22 protein-coding genes are annotated in these 25428 nt (G+C 53.1%); 8 read left to right on the top strand and 14 right to left on the bottom strand.

Going from position 1 to position 25428, the window contains the following annotated elements; all coding sequences use genetic code 11:
- Positions 1–172 precede the first annotated feature (172 nt).
- The 9 genes from recC to rppH form a co-directional block, all read right to left on the bottom strand.
- A complete protein-coding gene (recC, locus tag OGX96_RS15125) occupies positions 173–3541 on the bottom strand; it encodes an exodeoxyribonuclease V subunit gamma (RefSeq protein WP_198801787.1) in 3369 nt (1122 codons plus the stop codon).
- 12 nt (positions 3542–3553) lie between these two features.
- Positions 3554–3877, bottom strand: a complete 324-nt coding sequence (locus OGX96_RS15120) for a prepilin-type N-terminal cleavage/methylation domain-containing protein (RefSeq protein WP_198801786.1) — start codon at positions 3875–3877, stop codon at positions 3554–3556.
- On the bottom strand, positions 3862–4269 hold the full coding sequence (locus OGX96_RS15115) for a DUF2509 family protein (RefSeq protein ID WP_198801785.1): 408 nt from the start codon (positions 4267–4269) through the stop codon (positions 3862–3864). Before OGX96_RS15115 ends, OGX96_RS15120 begins: the two co-directional genes overlap by 16 nt.
- A complete protein-coding gene (locus tag OGX96_RS15110; RefSeq protein ID WP_198801784.1) occupies positions 4266–4829 on the bottom strand; it encodes a prepilin peptidase-dependent protein in 564 nt (187 codons plus the stop codon). Before OGX96_RS15110 ends, OGX96_RS15115 begins: the two co-directional genes overlap by 4 nt.
- A complete protein-coding gene (locus tag OGX96_RS15105; RefSeq protein WP_167820636.1) occupies positions 4820–5290 on the bottom strand; it encodes a prepilin peptidase-dependent protein in 471 nt (156 codons plus the stop codon). Before OGX96_RS15105 ends, OGX96_RS15110 begins: the two co-directional genes overlap by 10 nt.
- A 183-nt stretch (positions 5291–5473) precedes the next feature.
- Positions 5474–6268 carry a thymidylate synthase gene (gene thyA / locus OGX96_RS15100; protein WP_003033990.1) on the bottom strand — a complete coding sequence of 265 codons (795 nt, stop codon included), beginning with the start codon at positions 6266–6268 and terminating at the stop codon, positions 5474–5476.
- A gap of 6 nt (positions 6269–6274) precedes the next feature.
- Positions 6275–7150 carry a prolipoprotein diacylglyceryl transferase gene (gene lgt, locus OGX96_RS15095; RefSeq protein ID WP_003825606.1) on the bottom strand — a complete coding sequence of 292 codons (876 nt, stop codon included), beginning with the start codon at positions 7148–7150 and terminating at the stop codon, positions 6275–6277.
- A gap of 190 nt (positions 7151–7340) precedes the next feature.
- Positions 7341–9587 carry a phosphoenolpyruvate--protein phosphotransferase gene (gene ptsP / locus OGX96_RS15090; RefSeq protein WP_003825604.1) on the bottom strand — a complete coding sequence of 749 codons (2247 nt, stop codon included), beginning with the start codon at positions 9585–9587 and terminating at the stop codon, positions 7341–7343.
- A 12-nt stretch (positions 9588–9599) separates the two neighbouring features.
- On the bottom strand, positions 9600–10130 hold the full coding sequence (rppH, locus tag OGX96_RS15085; protein WP_003825602.1) for an RNA pyrophosphohydrolase: 531 nt from the start codon (positions 10128–10130) through the stop codon (positions 9600–9602).
- 684 nt (positions 10131–10814) lie between these two features.
- Here rppH and mutH point away from each other — a divergent pair.
- The 4 genes from mutH (at position 10815) to OGX96_RS15065 (ending at position 13809) form a co-directional block, all read left to right on the top strand.
- On the top strand, positions 10815–11510 hold the full coding sequence (mutH, locus tag OGX96_RS15080) for a DNA mismatch repair endonuclease MutH (protein WP_003033965.1): 696 nt from the start codon (positions 10815–10817) through the stop codon (positions 11508–11510).
- Positions 11511–11585: 75 nt separating this feature from the next.
- The gene (locus OGX96_RS15075) at positions 11586–12299 is read left to right on the top strand and encodes a TerC family protein (protein WP_003033961.1); all 714 of its coding nucleotides are present in this window, start codon (positions 11586–11588) and stop codon (positions 12297–12299) included.
- A gap of 144 nt (positions 12300–12443) precedes the next feature.
- Entirely contained in the window at positions 12444–12662 is a 219-nt protein-coding gene (gene ygdR, locus OGX96_RS15070) for a lipoprotein YgdR (RefSeq protein ID WP_000758660.1), read from the top strand.
- Between the two features lie 106 nt (positions 12663–12768).
- Complete coding sequence (locus OGX96_RS15065; RefSeq protein WP_286583510.1) at positions 12769–13809, top strand: NADP(H)-dependent aldo-keto reductase; 1041 nt, start codon at positions 12769–12771, stop codon at positions 13807–13809.
- Between the two features lie 330 nt (positions 13810–14139).
- Here the strand turns inward: OGX96_RS15065 and lplT are convergent, their stop codons facing one another.
- Entirely contained in the window at positions 14140–15333 is a 1194-nt protein-coding gene (lplT, locus tag OGX96_RS15060; protein WP_071446044.1) for a lysophospholipid transporter LplT, read from the bottom strand.
- The gene (gene aas, locus OGX96_RS15055) at positions 15326–17485 is read right to left on the bottom strand and encodes a bifunctional acyl-ACP--phospholipid O-acyltransferase/long-chain-fatty-acid--ACP ligase (protein ID WP_003825593.1); all 2160 of its coding nucleotides are present in this window, start codon (positions 17483–17485) and stop codon (positions 15326–15328) included. The genes lplT and aas overlap by 8 nt, the downstream gene beginning before the upstream one ends.
- Positions 17486–18082: 597 nt before the next feature.
- Here aas and galR point away from each other — a divergent pair.
- Positions 18083–19111, top strand: coding sequence for an HTH-type transcriptional regulator GalR (galR, locus tag OGX96_RS15050; RefSeq protein ID WP_048215625.1), 1029 nt, complete (start codon positions 18083–18085; stop codon positions 19109–19111).
- Positions 19112–19124: 13 nt separating this feature from the next.
- Positions 19125–20135, top strand: coding sequence for a LacI family DNA-binding transcriptional regulator (locus tag OGX96_RS15045; RefSeq protein ID WP_008785715.1), 1011 nt, complete (start codon positions 19125–19127; stop codon positions 20133–20135).
- A gap of 107 nt (positions 20136–20242) precedes the next feature.
- Here the strand turns inward: OGX96_RS15045 and lysA are convergent, their stop codons facing one another.
- Positions 20243–21499 (bottom strand): diaminopimelate decarboxylase, encoded by a 1257-nt coding sequence (gene lysA / locus OGX96_RS15040; RefSeq protein ID WP_032944862.1) that lies wholly within the window; start codon positions 21497–21499, stop codon positions 20243–20245.
- A gap of 118 nt (positions 21500–21617) precedes the next feature.
- Between lysA and OGX96_RS15035 the strand changes: the two genes are divergently transcribed.
- Positions 21618–22553: a LysR family transcriptional regulator gene (locus OGX96_RS15035; protein WP_008785717.1), complete on the top strand. Its 936-nt coding sequence runs from the start codon at positions 21618–21620 to the stop codon at positions 22551–22553.
- Here OGX96_RS15035 and OGX96_RS15030 read toward each other — a convergent pair.
- Complete coding sequence (locus tag OGX96_RS15030; protein WP_048236705.1) at positions 22525–23232, bottom strand: aspartate/glutamate racemase; 708 nt, start codon at positions 23230–23232, stop codon at positions 22525–22527. The genes OGX96_RS15035 and OGX96_RS15030 overlap by 29 nt on opposite strands.
- Before the next feature lie 141 nt (positions 23233–23373).
- Here OGX96_RS15030 and OGX96_RS15025 point away from each other — a divergent pair, with 141 nt between their 5' ends.
- A complete protein-coding gene (locus OGX96_RS15025) occupies positions 23374–23700 on the top strand; it encodes a cupin domain-containing protein (RefSeq protein ID WP_003825583.1) in 327 nt (108 codons plus the stop codon).
- Between the two features lie 106 nt (positions 23701–23806).
- Here OGX96_RS15025 and araE read toward each other — a convergent pair whose 3' ends face one another.
- Positions 23807–25225: an arabinose-proton symporter AraE gene (araE, locus tag OGX96_RS15020; protein ID WP_003033926.1), complete on the bottom strand. Its 1419-nt coding sequence runs from the start codon at positions 25223–25225 to the stop codon at positions 23807–23809.
- Positions 25226–25428 lie beyond the last annotated feature (203 nt).

Genomic DNA, 25428 nt, shown 5'->3' with positions numbered 1-25428 from the left:
CCTCATCATTAACGAATTCACCTGTTCACTACAAACCACGCATAAATACGTGATCTGAACAGGGCAAGACTATGTGCTGAACGAGCCAGCATCTTCTCTTTGTAAGAATCAGTCCGTGACAGAATGCGCATCATAGTGGAAGCCATCGAATTGCGCAATTTTTATACAATCATCATGACTGATTAAAGCGAAAAATCGGTAACAGGTAGCGCTGAGACTGTAAAACAATAGCCTCCTGCGTATCAGCATCCAGTTGACGCCAAAGACGCTGATACCAGATATCATCACCTTCGCCACGTACCATCATGTTGCCTTCATAGGCTTGCAGAAACTTACTGCGCGCTTTTTGCAACGTTGCATCGTCATCTAACATGGCATCATTTGCGGCGTCATAACAGGTTTTTATCCATGCACCACCGCTTTCGGGTAATACCAGCAACGGTGACGACATGCCTTCCCGATACCCCTCAATGAGTTGCGACAGGTACAGCAGCGCCTGTTCTGCATCCAGCGGCGGAAAACGCCATTCTCCGTCTTTACGCAGGAACAATCGGCTCTCTCCCCTACCGCCACTGGCACAATAGACAAGATGTTCCAGCCAAAGTTGCACACCCTGCGCAATGCTTATCAAAGATGGGCGCCAGCGCAACAAACCGTCCTCTTGCACCTGCGGCAGCCAACCGGTGATTTGCACGCCGTGACAGTTAAGATCGATTTCCATGCTCTGACAGGGCTGACGACAGGCGATAATGCGTTCAGCCAGCGACTGCATTTCCTGACGCTGCGTATCCCACAGAATTTCGCCAAACGGCCCATAGGGTAGCGCGCCCGCCGCACGAAAACGGCGGAACAGTCGTTCAGCATCGTTCTCTTCAACCAGCGTATTAAGCAATTGCTGATTAAGCTGGTAGCGGGTTAACCCTTCAAGAGTGAAAGGTTCCGTATCGGGGATCTCACTCTCTTCAGAGCGGAAGTTGACCCTTAAACGCATCTGGAAAAAGGCGCGTACCGGATGTGCCCAAAATCGCTGCAGCGTTTCCAGCGTTAGCGTTTCTGGCATTTCAAAGGGCAGAGGCTGCACAAAATCCGTGTGCGCTTTTCCTGACAGACTCGCCGCAGGCAGCCATTCCCGGGCATAGCTTTGCTGTTCGCCCGGCAAATAGTTTTGTGCATCAAAGGGCATACGGGTATGCAAACGGGTTATATGCGCTTTTACCCTTGCCTCGCTTTGATCACAGGTCAGCGATTCATCGCCCGGCAGATAATGGCTTTGTCCAATGTAGTCCATCAGTTCTTGCACCAGCACCGACGGGAAGCGCTCGCTGTTATCCTGAATAGAGCGGCCAATGTAGCTGATGTAGAGCGTCTGCTGTGCCGAGATTAATGCTTCGAGGAACAAATAGCGGTCATCATCGCGACGACTGCGATCGCCCCGCATCGGTTTTTGGCTCATTAAATCAAAGCCCAGCGGCGCAAGTTGACGCGGATAAACCCCATCGTTCATACCCAGCAGGCACACCACTTTGAACGGAATGGAGCGCATCGGCATCAGCGTACAAATGTTAACGGGCCCCGCCAGGAAGCGCTGGCTGATGCGTTCCTGGTCAAGGCGCTGGGCTAGCTCATCACGCAACAGAGAGAGCGGTATAGCATCGCCGTACTCGGCCCCTAAACCTTCGGTAATAATGGCCTGCCACTGCTGTTCAATCAGCGTCATTGCCGCTTCGGTGTCCGCGTCCGGTAGGAAGAAATCATTAAGCATTTCCCGACAAACGGGTAGCCACTCTTCCAGCGGTCGTTCCTGCGCTAACCCTCTACGCCAGAGATTAAGCTGCATCAGCAACGAGGCCAGATGCCCTACCAGCTCGGCAATCAGGCCGCTGGACTCATCGTAAGGCAATACCGATTGCCACTCGCCCTGCGAGCTTTCCATCGCGTAGCCGAGCAGCATACGCGTTAAACCAAATTGCCAGGTATGCTGACCTGTAGGTGGAAGTTCCAGTTCACGCACGTTATCGTCGTCAATTCCCCAACGAATCCCGGATTCATTGACCCATAAACGAAGATAGCGCAACCCTTCTTCATCAATGTTGAAACGCGCCGCCAGCACGGGAACATCCAGTAACGCCAGGACATCCTCTGAGACAAAACGGCTATCCGGCAGCGACAGCAGGCTGATAAAGGCCTGTAAGACGGGATGAGACTGGCGTGCCCGACGGTCAGATATCGCATAAGGTAAGTAACGCTCGGCTGGCGCGCTACCAAAGACCGACTGAATGAATGGGCTGTAGCTGTCGATGTCCGCCACCATCACGATAATATCGCGCGGTGTCAGCGTTGGGTCCGCTTCCAGCATGGCCAAAAGCCGGTCATGAAGAATTTCCACCTCGCGCTGTGGGCTATGGCAGACATGGAAAGTCACGCTGGTGTCGTTCAGCTCAAGCCGGCGTTTATTGTCGCTACGGGAATATTCTTCCAGCGTAACGCCCGCCACGGCATGACTTTCAAGTTCCAGAATATCCGATTGAATATTATGCAAAAGGTTGTCAGGCGTAATGTCGACAAACGCATCCAGTTCCTGACTATTTTCCAGCTCCGAAAGCAAATAAATGTAATCACGCCCCAGCTTGCCCCACGAGGCCAGCATCGGATTGCCCACATCCTGTTCGCCATCGCTGTTAAATAATCCTTCGGCTTTCTGATTATCACGAAACAGCGGCAGATGCCGTTCTTCAAAGCTGTGCCGACGCTGACGTGCCATCAGCTTCGCCAGCCAGGCCGGATCTTTAATATCCCCCCAGTAGTAGCGACAAGGGTTGGTAAACAGCAGATGAATATCAATGTGCTTACCCAGCGCCTGCAATGCCTGCAAATAAACCGGCGGCAGCGCCGAAATACCGCAAATAAAGACGCGAGAAGGCAGTCCCTGCGGGCACTCGGACGCGTTTTCCAACGTCTGAATAAATCGTTGGTATAAATTGGCACGATGCCAGCGCGGTTGGCCCAATTCCGAGGTGTATTCCACCAGCGCTTTCCACAACGGTGCCTGCCAGGCCTGAGACTCGTCAAGTCCCTCAACCTGTCGCCCCGCTTCCCACTGGGTCAACCAGTCAGGGCGGTAGACTAAATACTGATCGAAAAGGTCAGCCGCGCGCGAGGAAAGCTGAAAAAGCTTACGTTTATCAGTGTCGTCCGTCAGATAGTGGCGTAGCAATGCGAAGTCATCGCTATCCAGCAATTGTGGCAACAGCGTCATCAACTTCCAGCTCATGCTCTGTTTGCTGAACGCACTCTCTTTCGGGATATCCGGCAGCACGCGCACAAACATATCCCAGATAAAACTCGCGGGCAGCGGAAAATCGATATTGGCGGCAATACTAAACTTCTGTGCAAGAGTCATTTGTAGCCACTGCGCCATACCGGTACTTTGAACCAGGATCATCTCAGGTTCAAAGGGGTCGTCCAGCCGCTCGCGCTCAACGATAAATTCCATTAACGCTTCCAGCACATCCAGACGGTTGGAGTGGTAGACCCTTAACATAGCGACTCCTGACTACTGACGATTCGGGCAATGCAGACGCGTCATCTGACCCTGCCTGCCGAGGGGTGAAGAAATTATAACGTTGATGCTGACACATCCCGCTCTCGTTGTCTGCATTCGGTTAACCTGCCAGTTCACAGGCGATGAAAACGGGTACAGCTGGGTTTGCTGCCAGGCGTGGCGCCAGAGTTGCTGATACTGGTTTCTGATGATAAAGCTGTTCATTAGTACCCGCAGGTATCCTGACAACGCGGTCACAATCATGATCATCAGTACCATTGCCAGCATCACTTCCGGCAGACTAAAGCCACGCTGTCTGTTCAGGGGATCTGGCATAACGTCTGCTCCTTTAGCGGACAAAAATCGCTCCAGCCACGCGCCGAGAATTCTATGTTGCCATCAATAATCCCCCCCTGACGCCATAACGATATCCCTTCATAGTGGGCAATAAGCAGAACAAAATTATTGGTAAGCCGGCGCAGGCAAACCGCGGCATCCTGCGTGGGATCGCGCCGACACTGTACGGGGGGTTGTAACCGCCAGGGCTGCGTACGCCCCCATTCCATCGCGGATTGCACTACCGCCTGACGCTGCAGCGCCTGACTTTGTGTGGCCACACGCGCAGCAAAACTGGCCTCCTGTCTGCTAACGCTTTGCAGCAGCAGACTACCGAGCACCAGCAGCAACAGGACCATTGCCAGAGAGGATACGCCTCTCTCACTGTTCACAGGTTGAATCCCGTAACGCTGTAGACCGCTTCAACAACTTTTTGTGGTTCGTCATTGCTCACTCCACGCAAACGCAGCGTAAGAAGCGGGGAATATCCGCTGAAATTCAGCCTTTCAACCTGGAATGCCTCAATCTGCATCGTGGCCGGATCGGTCATTTTGTCCCATCCTTTGCTAGTGCAGCCGGTGGCTCCACGCACGGTTTCCAACACCTTGTCCTGTAAACGAAACCCAATAGAATCAGCCTCTTTCACGGGACTGCTTTCCCAAACGCCATTGCTGTTGGCATCCCATCGGGCAATAACACAGTCTCCCTTAGCCGATATCACCAGTCCCTCTCCGACACAGTTTCCCCGGCAATATCCCGCCCGCTGAAGATGCTTCGCCACGGTGTAGACCCGCTGCCATATTTCATCTTCCAGTACTAACTGGCGCGTGTTACGCAGAATCTCTCGCTGTAGCGCCGGTAAAAATCGTGCTGAGCTAAGCAATAAAATACTGCTAATCGCCATGGCAATGAGCGTCTCCAGCAGTGAAAACCCCCGTTCGTTTACTGACATAGTCTGGCCTCATCACTCTCGCAAAGCCTAACTCGCCCCCAGCCAGACACCACCACGCGCCATTCCCCAGTCGCATTTTTCAGGCGTATATGTCCGGCCCATGCCGTATTGCGCAGTCCAAAAAAGGCCAGTGAAGGTGTTATCTCCGCCATTTCGACGTCGTCCCAGGGCGGTGTAAAAACCAAAGACGAAACGGGTCGACACGTGGTTTGCGAAGCCGCAGAGCTGACAAAACACCATGATGTGCCATCCCGAATCACGCTTATCACGTGATCGCGGTTACGCCAGTTAGCATCTTCACGCAGTTGCAGCAGGTAGTCCCGCACCTGGCAGGCGGTCTGCCACAGCCGCTGTTGCTGCTGCCAGCGCTGCCAACCATACAGCCCAGATGCACCAAGCGCCGCGACAATCAGCATCGCAATCAGGGTTTCGAGAAGCGTGTAACCTTGTTGTTTTTTCATGTCGCCAGTATGGCGTGAGGAAAATGAATAACGAGCGGGAAATTCGGTTTCTACGGCGAGCTATGGGGAATATTTAGCGCGTTACAGGCCGTTGCAATATTTCAGGAATCCGCGCCGAAGAACGCGATTTGAGACAAAAAAAACCGACGCACATGGGCGTCGGTTGTGACAGCATGAAACAGGTTAGATAGCTACCGGTGCTTTAATACCCGGGTGCGGATCGTAGCCTTCAATTTCGAAGTCTTCGAAGCGATAGTCAAAGATTGATTCAGGCTTACGTTTGATAACCAGTTTCGGCAGCGCGCGAGGTTCACGGCTAAGCTGCAGATGCGTTTGATCCATATGGTTGCTGTACAGGTGCGTGTCGCCGCCGGTCCAGACAAAATCACCCACTTCCAGATCGCACTGCTGCGCCATCATGTGTACCAGCAAAGCGTAGCTGGCAATGTTAAACGGCAGGCCGAGGAACACATCGCACGAACGCTGATACAGCTGGCAGGAGAGCTTGCCATCCGCCACGTAGAACTGGAAGAACGCATGGCACGGTGCCAGCGCCATTTTATCCAGCTCACCGACGTTCCATGCGGAAACGATAATGCGGCGAGAGTCCGGATCATTTTTCAGCTGGTTTAGCACGGTGGTGATCTGGTCGATATGGCGACCATCTGGCGTAGGCCACGCGCGCCATTGTTTGCCGTAAACCGGGCCTAAATTACCGTTTTCATCCGCCCATTCGTCCCAGATTGAGACGTTGTTTTCATGCAGGTAGGCAACGTTAGTATCGCCCTGCAAGAACCACAGCAGCTCATGAATGATCGAGCGTAAATGGCAGCGTTTAGTCGTAACCAGCGGGAACCCTTCCTGCAGATTAAAACGCATCTGATGACCAAAAATGGAAAGCGTTCCGGTTCCGGTACGGTCGTTTTTCTGTGTGCCTTCATCCAGCACTTTTTGCATCAGTTCTAAATACTGTTTCATGGTTCCTCAGGAAACGTGTTGCTGTGGGCTGCGGCGGTACGCCCAAACCATCATAATAATGCCTGCGACAATCATCGGGATAGAGAGGATCTGCCCCATGCTGATGTACTGTACCCAGGTGCCGGTAAACTGCGCATCCGGCTGGCGGAAGAATTCAACAATAATACGAAACGCGCCATAACCAATCAGGAACAGACCGGACACCGAACCCATCGGGCGCGGTTTGCGAATGTACAAGTTCAGAATGATAAACAGCACAACGCCTTCCAACGCCATCTCATAAAGCTGTGAGGCGTGGCGTGGCAGCGAGCCGTAGGTATCAAAAATAGACTGCCATTGCGGGTTAGTTTGCAGCAGTAAAATATCTTCGGTACGGGAGCCCGGGAACAGCATGGCGTACTTGAAGTTCGGGTCAACGCGTCCCCACAGCTCACCGTTGATAAAGTTGCCCAGACGCCCTGCACCCAAGCCAAACGGAATCAGCGGAGCAATGAAATCAGAAACCTGGAAGAACGAACGCTTAGTGCGTTTGGCGAAGATAATCATCACCAGGATCACACCGATAAGTCCACCGTGGAAGGACATACCGCCGTCCCAGACGCGGAACAGATACAGGGGATTATCGAGGAATAACGGGAAGTTATAGAACAGTACGTAACCAATACGCCCACCGAGGAAAACCCCGAGGAAGCCCGCATACAGTAAGTTTTCTACTTCATTTTTGGTCCAGCCACTGCCCGGACGATTCGCGCGGCGCGTCGCCAGCCACATCGCGAAAATAAACCCCACCAAATACATTAAGCCGTACCAGTGAAGCGCGACGGGTCCGATTGAGAAAATGACCGGATCGAAATCCGGAAAATGCAGATAGCTACTGGTCATCTGTCACCACAAGTTCTTGTTATTTCGCTGAAGTCAGACAGCAATTGATAAGCGCGCCTGCATAATGCAGGCGCTCCAAAGGTGCGAATGATAGCACAAGGGGTTAGAAGCGGATGCCGGGAAGATGTAAAAGATCTGTATAGGTAATCTCTATCCCCCGTAATACCTGATAGCGCTACGCTTGTCAGACCTACAATCCCCCGCGAATCAAGCCCCCCATGCCACGACGCTCCATGAAGGCCGCTACCTGATGGCGTACTTCTGTTGCCATCTGTGCCTCCAGGCTGCGCTGCGCCAGCGTTTGCGCCTCATCAAAATCGATATGGCGCAGCAGATATTTTACGCGAGCGACAGAACGACCGTTCATCGACAAATGACGGAAACCGAGACCGATCAGAATAGCCACACACATCGGGTCGCCCGCCATTTCACCACACAGGCGCAAATCGATACCGCTTCTTTCGGCTTCCTGCGCAATCATCGCCAGCGCACGCAACATCCCCGGATGCAGGCTGTCATAAATGCTGGCTACCCGTGTGTTGTTACGATCGACGGCCAGTATGTACTGGGTAAGGTCGTTGGTTCCAACCGAGATAAAGTCTATCCGGTTTGTCAGATGCGGCAGCATGAACACCATCGACGGAACTTCCAGCATGATGCCAATGCGCGGTTTCGGGATCTCGTAACCGATCATCTCCTCCACTTCGCGTCCGGCGCGTTCAATCAAACGTCGCGCTTCGTCCACTTCATCGATGCTGGTTACCATCGGCAGCAAAATGCTCAAGTTTCCGGTTGCCGCATTCGCACGCAGCATAGCGCGAACCTGGATCAAAAAGATCTCCGGCTGATCGAGCGTTATGCGGATCCCTCGCCAACCAAGGCACGGGTTCTCTTCACTGATCGGCATGTAGGGCAGTTGTTTATCGGCGCCGACATCCAGCGTACGCAGGGTCACCGGCTTGTCGTTAAACATTTGCAGCATACCCTGGTACTGCGCAACCTGTTCTTCTTCCGAAGGAAAACCGCTTTGCAGCATGAACGGAATTTCGGTGCGATACAGGCCAATGCCGTCGATTCGGCTACCCAGCTTTTCTTCATGTTCTGGGCTGAGGCCCGCATTGAGCATCACCTTCACGCGCTCGCCGCTTTTCAACTGTGCTGGCTGGTTGACGTCGTCTTCCGCCAGGCGGCTCAGCTCAATTTCTTCACTGATAAGACGCTGGTATTCCTGGATCAATACCGGTTCCGGATCGACCAGCAGTTCACCGCGATAACCGTCCACCACCAGCGTACGGCGATGCAGCACCGACGGCTGGATATCGGCCCCCATAACGGTAGGGATACCCAGCGCACGCACCATAATTGCCGCATGAGAGTTGGCTGCGCCGTCCCGGACAACCACGCCAACTAACCGGTCCTGAGGAAGCTCCGCCAGCGTGGTTGCTGAAAGTTCATCCGCCACCAGCACAAAGCGTTCCGGCCAGGCATTCGGCCCCTGGATAGAGTCATCAAGGTGGAACAGCAGACGCTGGCCCAGCGCGCGTAAATCTCCGGCCCGCTCTTTGAGGTAGTTATCGCTCAGCGCGGCGAACTGTTCGGCAAACTTTTCAATGATCGTTTTAACCGCCCACTCGGCCACCGAACCGTTATCCACTTCCGCAAACAGCTCGCGGCGCAGACGGGTATCGGAAAGCAAGTGCGAGTAAAGATCAAAGATCGCCGCCGTTTCTTTCTGCGCCCCAGCGGTAAAACGCTTGCTGTAGCGGCGGAATTCGTTCGCCGCCTCTTCCAGCGCACCGGTCAGTCGCTCGCGTTCAAGCACAGGATCCAGCGTTGAAGCCTGGTAGACCTGTTCCATCAACGGCAGCGTCGCATCCTGCCAACCTTCGGCTATTGCCACACCGGGAGCGGCAGGCAGCGCACGGATGCGCGTTTGACGGTACTGGCCGAACAGCGCGTTTAGCTGCGACTGCGAAAGTATGGCCGCCATTTGCGTGGCGAGCGTGACGAGGAAAGACTCTTCACTTTCATCGTACTGACGCAGTTCACGCTGCTGCACCACCAGCACACCTAAAAGCTGGCGACGCTGAATGATCGGTACGCCTAAGAATGCACGAAAACGCTCTTCTTTTACCGAAGGAATGTATTTAAAGCTGGGATGTTTTTGCGCATCGGCGAGGTTGATAGGTTCCGCCAGCCTGCCAACCAGGCCAACGATACCTTCATCAAACGCGAGTGCGACAGTGCGACCACGTGGTTTTTTTAGTCCCCGGGTCGCCATGAGGTAATAACAACGTCGATCGTGATCGGCCAGATAAACCGAACAGACCTCTGTATCCATCGCAAGACAGATGTCGGTAACCAGTATATTCAGCGCTTCGTTCAGACGCGGAGCACTGGCCACCTTTTCGACTATTTCGCGCAGGCGGGTGAGCATAATTTGCGTAGCTTAACCTCTTTTACGTCTGTACGCAGGTGCGCTTTGCGGTTTAGGAGTGCTCTCCTGAAGCGCCATGACAACACTTGCGAATTCTTTCATCACCCTGCGATAGACATCGCGTTTAAATGACACCACCTGTCGAACCGGATACCAGTAACTCACCCAGCGCCAGCCGTCGAACTCAGGTGTACTGCTGGTTTGCATATTGATTTCAGCATCGCTGCTGACCAATTGCAGAAGAAACCATTTTTGTTTCTGGCCGATACAAACCGGCTTTGTGTCCCAACGCACCAAACGTTTCGGTAACTTGTAACGCAACCAGTTACGAGTAGAAGCAAGGATCCGTACATCTTTACGACTGAGACCCACTTCTTCAAAGAGTTCCCGGTACATCGCCTGCTCTGCTGTCTCTCCTGCATTGATCCCACCTTGTGGGAATTGCCAGGAGTGCTGACCAAATCGCCGGGCCCACATGACCTGCCCCTGGCGGTTACAAATTACTATCCCTACATTCGGGCGGTAGCCATCGTCATCAATCACCGGACTACCTCAACATAAACCTTATATACAAACGATTGTTTCACACTCCTGAGGGGCGGTAAACCACTCTGTTAAGGGTGCGATATTCTAATAACAATTGAATAACTCACAGTTAAAGGCCGAGTTATAAACAGAAGAAGGGCAAGCAAGGCGATTTTATTCACCTTTTCTGTGGATATAGTTGTGAAGAAGTACGGAATTACTATGGGAAAACCCAGAACAGTCCGAATAAGACATTCGTCACATATCAAAAATACTCTTATACATTCATAAAGTTAAAACCGATCCACGCAGATAAACACACAGAAATGTGATGTGCATCACGCATACGATCTTCACGCTGATGAAAGATCGACCAGCGTTGGTTTTATCCACAGATTATGCCAATAAGTTAGGCACAATTTGTGTGAAAATTCGATTTTCGTCGCACGTCAAGGCTGTAAATTGAAACAGTAGTGGGGGTTTTTCACAGTTATCCCATCTTTCTGTGGATAACATGGTGTAAGATCCTGTTCATTGTCAGTGACCAGAATTGGAAAACCCGCTTCGCTGTTGCGCAACTCTGCGAACGTGAATCTAAAAACCAATATAAATCATAGAATTGAATAAAGCATGTGGAAAAAGATAAACTCTGTCCACACGGTATAAAATCATTGCTCATTTTTTCACCTAAGGGTTAACCCGATGCCAGAACTCCGTCCGTTGCTTTCTCCCCCTGAATCTGAAGCCCAGTTGCTGAGCCAGGCACGGCAGCTTTCGGGCTACGCGTTAGGAGAATTAGCGGCAATGGCGGGAATCGTTACGCCGAAGGATCTTAAGCGCGATAAAGGCTGGATTGGCGTCCTGCTGGAAATCTGGCTCGGTGCCAGCGCGGGCAGTAAACCAGAGCAGGATTTTGCGGCGCTGGGCGTGGAGCTGAAAACGATCCCTGTGGACAGTCTTGGCAGACCGCTGGAAACCACCTTTGTGTGTGTGGCGCCGTTAACCGGCAATACCGGTGTCACCTGGGAAACCAGCCATGTACGGCACAAACTCAAACGTGTTCTGTGGATCCCGGTAGAAGGCGAACGCAGCATTCCTCTGGCTGAGCGCCGCGTCGGCTCTCCCCTGCTGTGGAGCCCGAATGAAGAAGAAGACCGGCAATTGCGTCTGGACTGGGAAGAGTTAATGGACATGATTGTGTTAGGACATGTCGAACGCATCACCGCTCGCCATGGGGAAGTACTGCAACTGCGTCCTAAAGCCGCCAACGCCCGCGCGCTTACCGAGGCCATTGGCGCCAACGGCGAACCCATCCTGACCCTGCCACGCGGCTTTTACCTGAAAAAGAACTTCACCCGCGCATTGCTTGAGCGACATTTCTTGTTCCAGGCGCAATAGGCACCGTCCGGCCTTTCACCCGCCGCGTTACGGGCCTATAATTACCGCTTCTTTTTTTTGGCAGGACTTTGTTCGATGTTATTTGCATGGATAACCGATCCTAACGCCTGGCTTGCGCTCGGTACGCTGACGCTGCTGGAGATCGTTCTTGGGATCGACAATATTATTTTCCTTTCTCTGGTTGTAGCCAAACTCCCGACAGCGCAACGCAATCATGCCCGACGTATTGGGCTGGCGGCGGCGATGATCATGCGTCTGGCACTGCTGGCTTCTATCGCCTGGGTAACGCGGCTGACAAACCCGTTATTCGAGCTGTTTGGCGAGGCGATATCAGCACGCGACCTGATCCTTCTGCTGGGGGGATTGTTCCTGATCTGGAAAGCCAGTAAAGAGATCCACGAATCCATTGAAGGTGAGGAAGAGGGGTTAAAAACCCGCGTATCTTCTTTCCTGGGCGCGATTGTACAGATCATGTTGTTAGACATTATCTTCAGTCTGGATTCCGTGATTACTGCGGTTGGTTTGTCCGATCATCTGTTTATCATGATGGCGGCGGTGGTGATTGCCGTAGGCGTGATGATGTTTGCTGCTCGCCCGATTGGTGAGTTTGTCGATCGCCACCCTTCGGTAAAAATGCTGGCGCTCTCGTTTCTGATTCTGGTCGGTTTTACGCTGATTCTGGAAAGTTTCGACGTCCACGTTCCGAAAGGATATATCTATTTCGCCATGTTCTTCTCTATCGCGGTAGAGACCCTGAACCTGTGGCGTAATAAAAAAAATCCGCTCTGATGAAATCCATCGCTCCCCGCAAGGGGAGCGAATGCCAGCCACACCTACCCCTTCTCACAGTTTAAGATTTTACTGCTTTCACCCTGCACAACTTCGCGTTATTACTAAACTATTGTCAGACGCAGGCCATGTGAGGATAAGCAGATGAAAAAATGGGCAGTTTTGATTTCCGCCGTAGGACTGGCTTTTGCCGTTTCCGGATGCAGCAGCGATTATGTAATGGCGACAAAAGATGGTCGAATGATCCTGACCGATGGAAAACCAGAAATTGACGATGATACCGGTCTGGTGAGCTATCACGACCAGCAGGGCAATGCGATGCAGATTAACCGCGATGATGTGTCTCAAATCATTGAACGCTGATGGTTGAGGTCAGCAGCGCGCTGGCCTTAACAATTTTACTTCCCTTTTTCTCTTCCCTCAGCCATTTTTATAATCCTTATGTCGTGATTATAAAAAGGAAACGGCTATGCAATATCACCGTATACCCCACAGCTCGCTGGAAGTCAGTACACTGGGGCTGGGCACAATGACGTTTGGTGAACAAAACAGCGAAGCCGACGCACATGCACAGCTCGATTATGCCGTAGCACAGGGCATTAATTTGATCGACGTTGCCGAGATGTATCCGGTACCGCCGCGTCCTGAAACCCAGGGTCTCACCGAAACCTACGTAGGTAACTGGCTCGCCAAACACGGCAGCCGCGAAAAGCTGATCGTTGCGTCTAAGGTCAGCGGACCATCACGTAACAACGACAGCGGCATTCGACCGAATCAGGCGCTGGACCGTAAAAATATCCGTGAAGCGCTGCACGACAGCCTGAAAAGACTGAAAACCGATTATCTGGATCTGTATCAGGTTCACTGGCCACAGCGCCCGACCAACTGTTTTGGTAAGTTAGGTTACAGCTGGACAGACTCCGCGCCGGTCGTTTCCCTTCTCGATACGCTGGACGCACTGGCCGAGTTTCAGCGCGCTGGGAAAATTCGCTACATCGGCGTTTCTAATGAAACCGCGTTTGGCGTGATGCGCTATCTACACCTGGCGGACAAACACGATCTGCCACGCATCGCCACCATCCAGAACCCCTACAGCCTGCTGAACCGCAGCTTTGAGGTTGGACTGGCTGAAGTGAGCCAGTATGAAAGCGTTGAGCTGCTGGCCTACTCTTGCCTGGGCTTCGGTACGTTAACCGGGAAATACCTGAACGGCGCGAAACCTGCCGGTGCACGCAATACGTTGTTTAGTCGTTTCACGCGCTACAGCGGCGGGCAGACGCAGAAAGCCGTCGCGGCCTATGTGGATATCGCGAAACGCCATAATCTGGATCCTGCGCAAATGGCGCTGGCATTCGTGCGTCGTCAGCCGTTTGTCGCCAGCACTTTGCTGGGCGCCACGACGATGGAGCAGCTAAAAACCAACGTTGAAAGTCTGCATCTGGAGTTGAGCGAAGAAGTACTGGCAGAGATTGAAGCGGTGCATCAGGTGTATACCTATCCTGCACCGTAACAGTTAGCGCCTGATGGCGCTACGCTTATCAGGCCTACAAAGTGAGCATCCTGTAGGCCGTTTACGGTAACGCCGCCATTCGGCACATTCATAGCATACTCATCTCGCACCGTGACGATTAGCGCCTGATGGCGCTACGCTTATCAGGCCTACAAAGTGAGCATCCTGTAGGCCGGATAAGGCAACGCCGCCATCCGGCACATTCATAGCATACCCATCTCGCACCGTGACGATTTGCGCCTGATGGCGCTACGCTTATCAGGCCTACAAAGTGAACGCCCTGTAGGCCGTATACGGTAACGCCGCCATCCGGCAACAGCATACAACAGACTAATGGCGGCGCTGCCAAATCCACAGCGCCGCAATCGCCAGCGCAAACAGTGCACCAAATCCAATACCAATCGCAACAGCCGGGATCCCCACCAGCACCGCCAGTGAGTAAATACCGAGCATCAACAGCATCGCGCTGTTTTCGCCCAGGTTTTGCACCGCTATCGCATTACCCGCGCCGACGCTTTTCTTACCCCGTTCCTGCAGCAACGCATTCAGCGGTACCACAAAGAAGCCACCCGACACGCCGATAAGCATCAGCAATGCGTAAGCCGGAAGCAGCGAATGTTGAAGAGAGAAAATCAGCACCACGACGCCAATCAGGATCCCCGCAGGCATACAGCGCGACACGGTTTCCAGCGTTACGAGCTTCGCGGCCGCACCCGCACCGACCACAATCCCGATCGCTACCATGGCATTGAGGTAGGTCGGCGTGGCGTTATCGGTGATGCCGAGCGCCACCGGGACCCACAGCACCAGCAGAAAACGCAGCGTAACGCCCGCGCCCCAAAAAAGGCTGGTTCCCACCAACGAGAAGCGTGTTTCACCGTTGCGCCACAACGATGAAGCCGCACAGAAGAAACTGCGCGTCATTTTCCCCAGATTCCAGGACTGGCCAGGACGAGCCGCGGCCAGTTTCGGGATATACAGGTTAGCCACCACCGCGCCAGCATAGGCCAGTGCACAGGCAGAAAGCGCGGCAATCACGTGCCAGTCGGCCAGAACGCCGCCGGCGACAGAACCGAGCAAAATCGCGGCAATGGTGGAGGCTTCCATCAGGCCGTTAGCCTTCACCAGTTTGTCGCCGGTAGTCAGTTCACCGAGAATGCCGTACTTGGCCGGTGAATATGCCGCCGCGCCGATCCCCACCAGCGTATACCCAAGAAACGGATTAATACCGAAGCAAATACTCGCCGCGCCCAGCAGTTTCAGAGCGTTCGCGAACATCATCACTCTGCCTTTGGCAAAGCTATCCGCCACCTGTCCCACAAAGGGAGCAAACAGAATGTAAGCGCCCACAAACACCATTTGCAGGATTGGCTGACTCCAGTCCGGATAGAATTGTTCTTTCAGCAACGCCAGCGTAGCAAACAGCAACGCATTATCGCCAAACGCCGACAGAAACTGCGCGGCGATAACGGACATCATCCCTTTGGACCAGATTGAAGTGTTAGTGTGCACTGACTCACTCATGTTGTTTTTCCGGCTCATCGACCCAGCTTTTCAGCGTAACAAAATCCGGCTTACCGCTGCCGAGTAAGGGGAGTTGCTTCAGATGGCGAATATCACGCGGTACGGCGAGTTCAGGTACACCGTGCGCCCGCGCATACTGCTGTAGTTTTTCACGTGTCAGCTCGCTGTCGGTAGTGAACAGCACCAGCGCCTCACCTTTGCTGGCATCACTCTTGATCGCCGTGGCGTGCATTTTGTCTGCGGATACCGCCAATGCCAGTTGCTCAACCATTTCCAGCGAAACCATCTCTCCGGCAATTTTAGCGAAACGCTTAGCGCGCCCCTGAATCTGTACAAAGCCGTTTTCATCAAAGCGCACGATGTCTCCGGTGTCATACCAGCCGCGCTCAATCTCACCTTGCGCATTCTCTGCTGTCGGCACTTCCAGCACGCCAGGTTTTTCGACGCGCAAATAGCCACTCATAATATTAGGACCTTTCAGCTGTAAACGCCCACCGTCCTCAATTCCCGGAACGGCCAACAGTCGAGCATCCATACCAGGCAAGATGCGCCCTACCGTTCCCGATTTTGCCGCCATTGGTACGTTAATCGACACAACCGGCGCACATTCCGTCACGCCATAGCCTTCAAGAACGCGCAGGCCAAATTTCTCCTGCCACAGCTGCTTTGTGCTGTCCTGAAGTTTTTCCGCTCCCGCCACCACATAGCGCAGGCGGTGGAAATCGTACGGATGCGCAAAACGCGCATAGTTGCCGAGGAACGTTGAAGTACCAAACAACACGGTGCAGTTCCGGTCGTATACCAGCTCTGGCACAATGCGGTAATGCAGCGGGCTGGGATAAAGAAACACTTCTGCGCCAGTCAGTAGCGGCGTGAATAATCCCACCGTCAGGCCAAAGGAGTGGAACAGCGGCAGCGCCGACATAAAACGGTCATCGGCGGTGAAATCGGCAATCGTTTTGATCTGCTCAACGTTCGCCAGAATGCTTTTATGACTGTGAACCACACCTTTCGGATGGCCTTCTGAGCCAGAAGTAAAGAGGATCACCGCAGCGTCTTCCGGCTGCTGCTTCACCTGCGCCAGATGCGGTGCCAGCAGATGTGAGAAAATCCACAGCTTATCGCTAAAGGTCACATCAGCTTTTAAGTCTTCCAGATAAACCCAACGCACTTGGGTGAGTTGTTCCGGTAAATGCCAGAGTTTGCCTTTATCGAGAAACTGTCGGGATGTGAAGATCGTTTTGATTTCAGACGCAGTAATGGCGCTGGTTAATCCTTTCACGCCCGCGGTGTAGTTCATCATGGCCGGAATGCGTCGACGCGCAATGGCGCCAAAAATAACCGCCGCGCTGATCCCCGCGTTTGGCAGCATCAGGCCGATTTTTTCACCTTCGACGCTGTATTTTTCCAGAATACGGGCCACAAAGAGCGTCTTTGTCAGCAGCTTGCGGTAGCTGTCCGGGGTAAAGTTAACATCTTCAATGCAGTTTTTGCCTGCGCCAAAACGGTATTTCGCCGCCAGCAGCGACTCGTATAGCGTTTCACGCGGACGAACCGCCATGCGTGCTTCCATCATAATTTGATGCAGCATCTCTCCGGCAATTTTGCGGCGATCGCGAGCACGCGGAGCTTCCGGCATCGGCAGTTGTGTGGGCGGTAGGATGTGTAAGCGGATGCGCGGGAAGAATCGCTGTTTAACCAAACCTTTCAGGCGGCTAAAGCGGGAAAGCTCCGCGCCTTCAATGCGCACAGGGACCACCGTCGCCCCCGACTTAGCGGCAACAAACCCCGCGCCGTCATAAATTTTCATTAACGAGCCGGAGGTCGAAATACGTCCTTCCGGGAAAATAACCACCGGACGGCCCTGTTCGACCAGACGAACCAGATGTTTAATCGACATCGGTTTGGTTGGATCTAACGGTACGAAATCAATCAGCGGGGTTAGCCAGCGCATATACCATTGCTGGCTGATCGAGGTGTAAACAGCGAAGACGGGACGAATCGGTAAAAAGAGCGCCAACAGGATGCCGTCTATAAATGAGACATGGTTGGGAGTGATTAGAACGCGTTCTCCCTGTAGCGCGCTGACATCGCCCGTGACGCGAACGCGGAAAAGCACGCGAAACAGATTACGAAAAAAGCCAAATAGCATCTCAACTCCCTGTGCCATTAATTATATAAACATCAATGGTGGGAGAGTATACGAGTTGGGGAATTGGCGCGACAGGTAACTGGTAAATACAATCCGAAAAAAAACCTGCGCATCCGCGCAGGTTGGTGCAAGAGACAGGTACGAAGTGCGTACCGAATAATCTCACCAATCAATACCTCTGGGATCTTGATTGTGGTCGTCAGCAGCCAGATACGCCAGTGCGAAAACGCAAAGGAATGAACCCAAATGCAACGAGTTGTGTAAATTATCGGTTACTGTTACAGATAGGCTGAAGATAAAAAAAAACCTGCGCATCTGCGCAGGCTGGTGTAATTCTAGTGATCAACCCGAAAGTTGATTTCACCTATCAATACCTCTGGGATCTCAACTCTAGCAATCTGCTCAGTTCTCTCACCAGCGAACAATCGCAACAGCACATCGCAAAGTGTAAGCAAAAATTAGCATTTTCTATTTTCTGTCTTACTTCGCTCGTGTGCGCTCACATTTGCGACGTTCTGACGGGCAATCTGCTTGAACAGCCAGCCATTTTCCGTAACACTGACGGAATGTAAGCGTTTACCCACAACAGGTACTATCATGGCGACCATAAAGGATGTAGCCCGACTAGCTGGTGTATCAGTCGCCACCGTTTCTCGAGTGATTAATGATTCCCCTAAAGCCAGCGAAGCATCGCGCCTGGCCGTAACGAGTGCAATGGAATCACTCAGCTACCACCCCAACGCCAATGCGCGTGCGCTGGCACAACAATCCACTGAAACCATCGGTCTGGTGGTTGGAGATGTGTCCGATCCATTTTTTGGGGCAATGGTTAAAGCTGTCGAGCAGGTGGCGTATAACACCGGTAATTTTTTACTGATTGGTAACGGCTACCATAACGAACAGAAGGAACGACAGGCGATTGAACAGCTCATTCGCCACCGCTGCGCAGCCCTTGTTGTCCACGCAAAAATTATCCCGGATGCTGAGCTGGCATCACTCATGAAGCAAATCCCCGGCATGGTATTGATTAACCGAATTCTGCCGGGATTCGAACAACGTTGCGTTGCCCTTGATGACCGTTTCGGCGCCTGGCTCGCGACCCGACACCTCATTCAGCAGGGCCATACGCGCATTGGTTATCTGTGCTCCAATCACACGATTTCAGATGCGGAAGATCGTCTGCAAGGCTATTACGACGCGCTGGCAGAGAGCAATATTCCTGTCAGCGATCGACTAGTAACGTTTGGTGAACCGGATGAAAGCGGCGGTGAACAGGCTATGACCGAGTTACTTGGCCGTGGCAAAAACTTCACTGCGGTAGCCTGCTACAACGACTCAATGGCGGCTGGTGCCATGGGCGTATTGAATGATAACGGCATTGATGTGCCGGGAGAAATCTCGCTGATTGGTTTTGATGATGTGCTGGTTTCCCGCTACGTGCGCCCGCGTCTGACCACGGTGCGCTACCCGATCGTGACGATGGCAACCCAGGCTGCCGAACTGGCGCTCGCGCTGGCGGAGAAGCGTCCCGTGCCTGAAATTACCCACGTTTTTAACCCAACTCTGGTGCGTCGCCATTCCGTTTCGACGCTGACAGAGCCGGGGAATTCATCGTCAAACGAATAACCAGGATAGCGTTATGACTACGATGTTGGACGTTTCACGACACGCAGGCGTCTCAAAAGCGACCGTTTCGCGCGTACTGAATGGCACGGGTCAGGTAAAAGAGAGCACGCGCCAGAAAGTGTTTAAGGCCATGCAGGCACTTGATTATCGGCCTAATTTTTTAGCGCGCTCTTTGGCAAACCGCACCAGCAACAGCATTGGTCTGGTAGTTTCCACATTTGATGGATTCTACTTTGGCCGCCTGCTGCAACAGGCTTCACGCCAGACGGAATCTCACGGCAAGCAGTTGATCGTCACCGACGGCCACGACACACCAGAGCGTGAGCAGGAAGCCGTGCAAATGCTGGCGGACAGGCAGTGCGACGCCATTATTCTCTATACCCGCTATATGAGTGAAAAGGCGATTATGTCGTTGATGAACAGCATTGCTATGCCCTTGCTGGTCATCAACCGTGATGTCAGCCAGGCCCGCGATCGCGCAATTTTCTTTGAACAGGAAGACGCGGCCTATCAGGCGGTCAATTATCTGATCTCGCAGGGCCATAGCGATATTGCTTGTATCACTGTGCCAGGTCATACGCCTACCGGTAAATCCCGCCTGATGGGGTATCGTAAGGCGCTGGAAAAAAACGGTATTCCCTGGGATCCCGATAAGGTCAAATACGGCGACTCCACGATGACGCGAGGCTATGAGGCCTGCCGTGAACTGCTGGAGGAAGGGGTAAAATTTAGCGCCCTGTTCGCCTGTAACGATGACATGGCATTAGGCGCATCAAAAGCGTTACATCAGGCCGGGCTGAGGATCCCAACGGACGTCTCACTGTTTGGTTTTGATGATGCGCCCAGCGCCAAATGGCTGGAGCCGGGGCTGTCTACCGTTTATCTACCGATTGATACCATGATAACCACGGCAATCGACCAGGCTATTCGGCTGGCCAACGGCGAGAGCGTCGAGCCAATCCCACCGTTTACCGGCAAACTGGTACTACGTGACTCAGTAACGCTCGGGCCATACTTTAAGTAATCAAATGCCGGATGGCGGCGCAAGCGCCTTATCCGGCCTACAGGCCCCGCAGTTAATCTCGTAGGCCGGATAAGCGTAGCGTCATCCGGCATTTCACAACGCTGTAATCAGATTAATTCCAGCGCTAACAGCTCATCAATGGTCTGGCGACGGCGAATTAGCCGCGCCACGCCGTTATCGAACAAAACCTCCGGCAGCAGCGGACGGCTATTGTAGTTTGACGACATTGACGCGCCGTACGCCCCAGTATCATGCAGCACCAGATAATCGCCCGGCACCACCGCAGGCAACAGACGGGTTTCCACATTTCCGCCTTCCTGCTGGGTAAACACGTCGCCGGATTCGCACAGCGGCCCGGCTACCACGGTTTCCCGTTGTGGGGTGTGTTCCAGAGAGCGACCATCCCCTGCCAGCGCGGAGATATGGTGATAACTACCGTACATGGCCGGGCGCATTAGATCGTTGAAGCCCGCATCGATCAGCACAAAGTGGCGGCTACCCATCTCTTTTACGCTACGCACCTGCGCCACTAACACACCGGCTTCCGCGACCAGAAAACGACCTGGCTCTATCTCAAGCGCGACCGGGTGACCCAGGTGTTTAGCAATCTGTTCACGCGCAGCGTTCCACAATCCAAAGTAGTGATCGGTATCGATCGCCTCTTCGCCTTCGCGATACGGGATTGATAAACCGCCACCCGCGGAGATCGCCTCCAGATCCTGGCCAAATTCAACCACCTGGCGCACCATCGCACCACACACCTGCTCCAGATGCGCATAGTCCACGCCGGAGCCGATATGCATATGAATCCCCACCAGCTTCAGCTTATAGCGCTGAATCACCTCCAGCGCCGCGGGAAGATCGCTATACCAGATCCCGTGCTTGCTGTTTTCGCCGCCGGTATTGGTTTTCTGACTGTGCCCATGCCCAAAGCCAGGGTTTACGCGTAGCCACACGCGATGGCCCGGCGAGACCTGGCCCAGTTGTTCCAGCATATCCACCGACCCGGCATTTACCGGAATGCGCAATTCATGCACCCGCGCGAGCGTCGCTTCATCAATCATATCGGCGGTAAAGACGATTTCATCTTTCCCCGGTACGAAGCCTGCCGCCAACGCACGTTCAATTTCGCCAAGCGAGACGGAATCAACCTTCACGCCCTGCTCGCGCATCAGGCGCAAAATATGAATATTCGAACATGCCTTTTGGGCGAAACGCACCACGTCAAACTGACTCAATTTGGCAATCTGCCCGCGGATAATCTGCGCATCATAGACCCACACCGGGCAGCCGAATTCGGCAGGCAGGCGCAGCAGGTTGTCGGCGGTCAGGTCAGTGTCAGTACTATTGAGTGGGCGTGGCATGGTGTGCTCCGGTATTGGCTTTTTTATGATTACGCCACAGCCCGAAAAGAATAAAAAATATCGTTTTATCGTGAGTCTATGCAAAAATGATATGGATTGAATCATTCGAGGATTGCCCATGCCCGCCGTTAACCTGCGACACATCGAAATTTTTCACGCCATCATGACGGCAGGCAATCTGACAGAAGCCGCGCGCATGCTACATACCTCGCAGCCCACCGTCAGCCGGGAACTGGCCCGATTCGAGAAAGTGCTGGGATTAACGCTGTTTGAACGTACGCGTGGCCGACTGCACCCAACCGTGCAAGGGTTACGTCTGTTTGAAGAGGTGCAACGTTCGTGGTATGGCCTGGACAGAATTGTGAGCGCCGCCGAAAGCCTGCGCGAGTTTCGCCAGGGCGAATTGTCGATTGTTTGCCTGCCGGTATTCTCACAGTCTTTTTTACCGCCGCTGCTGCAGCCATTCCTCGCACGCTATCCACAGGTCAATATTCAGATAGTGCCGCAGGAGTCACCGCTGCTGGAAGAGTGGCTGTCGGCGCAGCGCCACGATCTGGGGTTAACGGAAACGCTGCATACGCCTGCCGGAACGAAACGCACCGAATTGCTGGCGCTGGATGAAGTGTGCGTGCTGCCGCAGGGCCATCCGCTGACTAAGAAAGCGGTGTTAACGCCGCAGGATTTTCAGGGAGAAAACTACATCAGCCTGTCGCGCACCGACAGCTACCGTCAGCTACTGGATACCCTGTTTAATGAGCACCAGGTGAAGCGCCGCATGGTGATTGAAACCCATAGCGCCGCTTCAATTTGTGCAATGGTACGGGCAGGCGTGGGGATCTCGGTGGTGAACCCACTGACCGCGCTGGATTACGCCAGCAGCGGAGTCGTTATCCGCCGCTTCAGTATTTCGGTACCCTTTACAGTCAGCCTGATTCACCCGCTTCATCGCCCCGCCTCGGCGCTGGTTGATGCTTTTACGGCGCATCTGCAGGCCCATCTACCGAGGCTTATTGACCCGCTGGAGGCTATTTTGCATCCACAGCCGAAAGCATAAACGCCACCGCATCTTGCGCATGGATTGCCGCGGTGTCGAAAACCGGTAGTGGGCTTAGCTCGGTGGGAACCAGCAGACCAATCTCGGTACAGCCAAAGATCACCCCTTGCGCCCCCTGTTTCGCCAGTTGGTCGATGACGCCCAGGTAATAATCGCGGGAAGCCTCGCTGAATTCACCGAGACACAGCTCATCGAAAATAATCTGGTTTATTTTCTGACGATCATCAGCTTCAGGGATCAACGTGCTAATGCCGAATTCAGTCTGTAAACGCCCGCGGTAAAAATCCTGCTCCATGGTGTAACGCGTACCCAGTAACGCCACGTTGTTCATCTGCTGCTTTTGTATCGCCCGACCCGTCGCGTCAGCAATATGCAGAAACGGCACGTCACAGGCGCTTTCAATCGCCTCAGCAACTTTGTGCATGGTGTTGGTACACAGCACAATTCCTTGCGCCCCGGCTTGCTGTAGCCCTGTGGCGGCCTGCGCGAGGATCTCACCGGCTCGCTGCCAGTCACCGCTTGACTGGCAGACTTCAATCTCGTGAAAATCCACGCTGTGCAACAGAATCTGCGCAGAATGCAGACCGCCCAGACGCTGTTTTATGCCTTCATTGATGAGTCGATAATAAGGAATGGTAGATTCCCAGCTCATACCGCCTAACAGACCGATCGTTTTCATCATTTCCCCTGACTCGTTGTTGTCTCTCCAGTGAACCAAAGATGTGATCAACTTTCCACATCTGTTGGCGTGCATTTCTTTTTTTAATTTTCTGATATAGCTTTAATGAAACACTGTTTTAATTAATTACAGGAAGGCCGGATGTTTATTTTTCATAAAGAGACCACGCTTGACGATCTGGGCAATGGCGTTACCCGGCGCATTCTTGCTCACGGCGGTAACATGATGGCGGTTGAGGTGAACTTCGAGCAAGGCGCAATCGGCCCGATGCACAATCATCCGCATGAGCAGCTGACTTACGTGTTGTCCGGTGAGTTTGAATTTACCATCGGCGAAGAGAAACATATCGTTAGGGCGGGCGATACTCTGTATAAACAGCCCAACATTATGCATGGCTGCGTCTGCTTAAAACCGGGAACGCTGCTGGATACCTTTACCCCAATTCGCGAAGATTTTCTGCACGGGTAAGGTGCTAAATAAAAAAGCCGGGTCGCGTTGACGCTTTCCCGGCCTGTAAGAGACTCCACTCGCAGGCCGGACAAGGCTGAAGCGCCATCCGGCATGCTTGTCTGACTTACACCCCAATATCTCTTAACTTCTCGCCCGCCATCAGCTTACGTTCGATATGCTCCAGCGTGACGTTTTTGGTTTCTGGAATCAGCCAGAACGTAATACCGATAAACACAACGTTCAGCGCGGTATAAAGCCAGAACGTACCGGCGGCGCCAATGCTGTCGAGCAGCGTCAGGAACGTTGCGCCAATGATCATGTTCGACACCCAGTTGGTGGTGGTGGAGCAGGTAATACCAAAATCACGGCATTTCAGTGGCTGAATTTCCGAACACAGGATCCACACCACCGGTGCGGCGCTCATCGCATAGCCTGCAATACACATCATCGTCATACCAACTGACAGCCAGGATAGCCCACTGGAAGCCGTGCCGTTATCAAACTGCATCAGGCAATAACCAAGCACCAGCGTCCCGATAGCCATTACGCTGAAACCAATTTTCAGCGCCGGTTTACGTCCTGCTTTGTCGACCGTGAAGACGGCAATAAAGGTGGCGAACATAAACGTTAAGCCAACTACCAGCGTGGCAATCATCTGCTGCTCTGTGGTGGTAAAACCCGCCATTTTAAAAATGCGCGGCGCGTAGTACATGATGATGTTCATCCCGGTGAACTGCTGCATCGCCTGCAGTAACATTCCGAGGAAAACCGCACGACGCACGTTACGGTTAATTTTAAACAGCGCCCAACCACCCTGCTTCAGCTTCAGGCTTTCACGGATTTCGTTCAGCTCATCGCGGGCTTTTTCTGACGTATCGCGCAACATGCGCAGTACTTCTTCAGCTTCGATGTGGCGACCTTTCTCCGCCAGCCAGCGCGGGCTGTTGGGCAAGAAAACAACCAGAATAATCAGCAATACAGCCGGAAGCGCCAGCACGCCCAGCATAGCGCGCCAGTTACCGCTGTAGCTGAACGCGGTATCGGACAAAAAGGCCAGAACGATGCCCAGCGTCACCATCAACTGATACATACTGATCATCTTGCCACGCACGTTTTCGCTGGCCATTTCAGAGAGATAGAGCGGTGCGGTGTAAGACGCGATCCCCACCGCTACGCCCAGCACCACGCGAGCAAAAATGAGCATTTCTACGCTGGAGGCAAACGCCGAGCCCAGAGATCCGACGACGAAAAGGATCGCGCCCGCCATCAGGCTGTATTTGCGCCCCAGGCGGAATGACAACCAACCGTTAAACAGCGCACCAATTGCCGCACCCAGCATCATGCTGCTTACCACCCACTCCTGCAGGCGGCTGGTCAACACAAAGTGATCGGTGATAAAAGGCAACGCGCCAGCAATCACGCCAATATCCAGGCCGAATAACAACCCTGCGACAGCCGCAGAGATAGAAACAAACATATTCATACGTCGCGTATCGCGTACTGGGCGCGGCGCTAAAGCAGCATCATTATTTATTGAGACCATTTTTTCCTGCCAGATACAGAGTAACCATGCCATTGAAAGTAAGGGATCCCTTGCAGGAAGCGTCAGGCGGGAAACGGCAAAAACATGGATTAAATAGCTACACCACATGGTTATGTGATGGATATTCCAATTTTAAAATTTACCGACAATCACTCAATTAAATTTAATTTGTTGATATTAAAGGATATTAAAAACAATAAATT

The sequence above is a fragment of the Citrobacter sp. Cpo100 genome (assembly GCF_030332595.1).
GTDB classification, from domain to species: domain Bacteria; phylum Pseudomonadota; class Gammaproteobacteria; order Enterobacterales; family Enterobacteriaceae; genus Citrobacter; species Citrobacter portucalensis.
This window is presented reverse-complemented; position numbering and strand designations above follow the sequence as displayed.

Bases quoted from the DNA above. Each gene is read 5' to 3' on its own strand.
- recC (WP_198801787.1), bottom strand. From the start codon at position 3,541: ATGTTAAGGGTCTACCACTCCAACCGTCTGGATGTGCTGGAAGCGTTA.
- OGX96_RS15120 (WP_198801786.1), bottom strand. From the start codon at position 3,877: ATGCCAGATCCCCTGAACAGACAGCGTGGCTTTAGTCTGCCGGAAGTG.
- OGX96_RS15110 (WP_198801784.1), bottom strand. From the start codon at position 4,829: ATGTCAGTAAACGAACGGGGGTTTTCACTGCTGGAGACGCTCATTGCC.
- OGX96_RS15105 (WP_167820636.1), bottom strand. From the start codon at position 5,290: ATGAAAAAACAACAAGGTTACACGCTTCTCGAAACCCTGATTGCGATG.
- thyA (WP_003033990.1), bottom strand. From the start codon at position 6,268: ATGAAACAGTATTTAGAACTGATGCAAAAAGTGCTGGATGAAGGCACA.
- lgt (WP_003825606.1), bottom strand. From the start codon at position 7,150: ATGACCAGTAGCTATCTGCATTTTCCGGATTTCGATCCGGTCATTTTC.
- ptsP (WP_003825604.1), bottom strand. From the start codon at position 9,587: ATGCTCACCCGCCTGCGCGAAATAGTCGAAAAGGTGGCCAGTGCTCCG.
- mutH (WP_003033965.1), top strand. From the start codon at position 10,815: ATGCCAGAACTCCGTCCGTTGCTTTCTCCCCCTGAATCTGAAGCCCAG.
- OGX96_RS15075 (WP_003033961.1), top strand. From the start codon at position 11,586: ATGTTATTTGCATGGATAACCGATCCTAACGCCTGGCTTGCGCTCGGT.
- ygdR (WP_000758660.1), top strand. From the start codon at position 12,444: ATGAAAAAATGGGCAGTTTTGATTTCCGCCGTAGGACTGGCTTTTGCC.
- OGX96_RS15065 (WP_286583510.1), top strand. From the start codon at position 12,769: ATGCAATATCACCGTATACCCCACAGCTCGCTGGAAGTCAGTACACTG.
- lplT (WP_071446044.1), bottom strand. From the start codon at position 15,333: ATGAGTGAGTCAGTGCACACTAACACTTCAATCTGGTCCAAAGGGATG.
- aas (WP_003825593.1), bottom strand. From the start codon at position 17,485: ATGCTATTTGGCTTTTTTCGTAATCTGTTTCGCGTGCTTTTCCGCGTT.
- galR (WP_048215625.1), top strand. From the start codon at position 18,083: ATGGCGACCATAAAGGATGTAGCCCGACTAGCTGGTGTATCAGTCGCC.
- OGX96_RS15045 (WP_008785715.1), top strand. From the start codon at position 19,125: ATGACTACGATGTTGGACGTTTCACGACACGCAGGCGTCTCAAAAGCG.
- lysA (WP_032944862.1), bottom strand. From the start codon at position 21,499: ATGCCACGCCCACTCAATAGTACTGACACTGACCTGACCGCCGACAAC.
- OGX96_RS15035 (WP_008785717.1), top strand. From the start codon at position 21,618: ATGCCCGCCGTTAACCTGCGACACATCGAAATTTTTCACGCCATCATG.
- OGX96_RS15030 (WP_048236705.1), bottom strand. From the start codon at position 23,232: ATGAAAACGATCGGTCTGTTAGGCGGTATGAGCTGGGAATCTACCATT.
- OGX96_RS15025 (WP_003825583.1), top strand. From the start codon at position 23,374: ATGTTTATTTTTCATAAAGAGACCACGCTTGACGATCTGGGCAATGGC.
- araE (WP_003033926.1), bottom strand. From the start codon at position 25,225: ATGGTCTCAATAAATAATGATGCTGCTTTAGCGCCGCGCCCAGTACGC.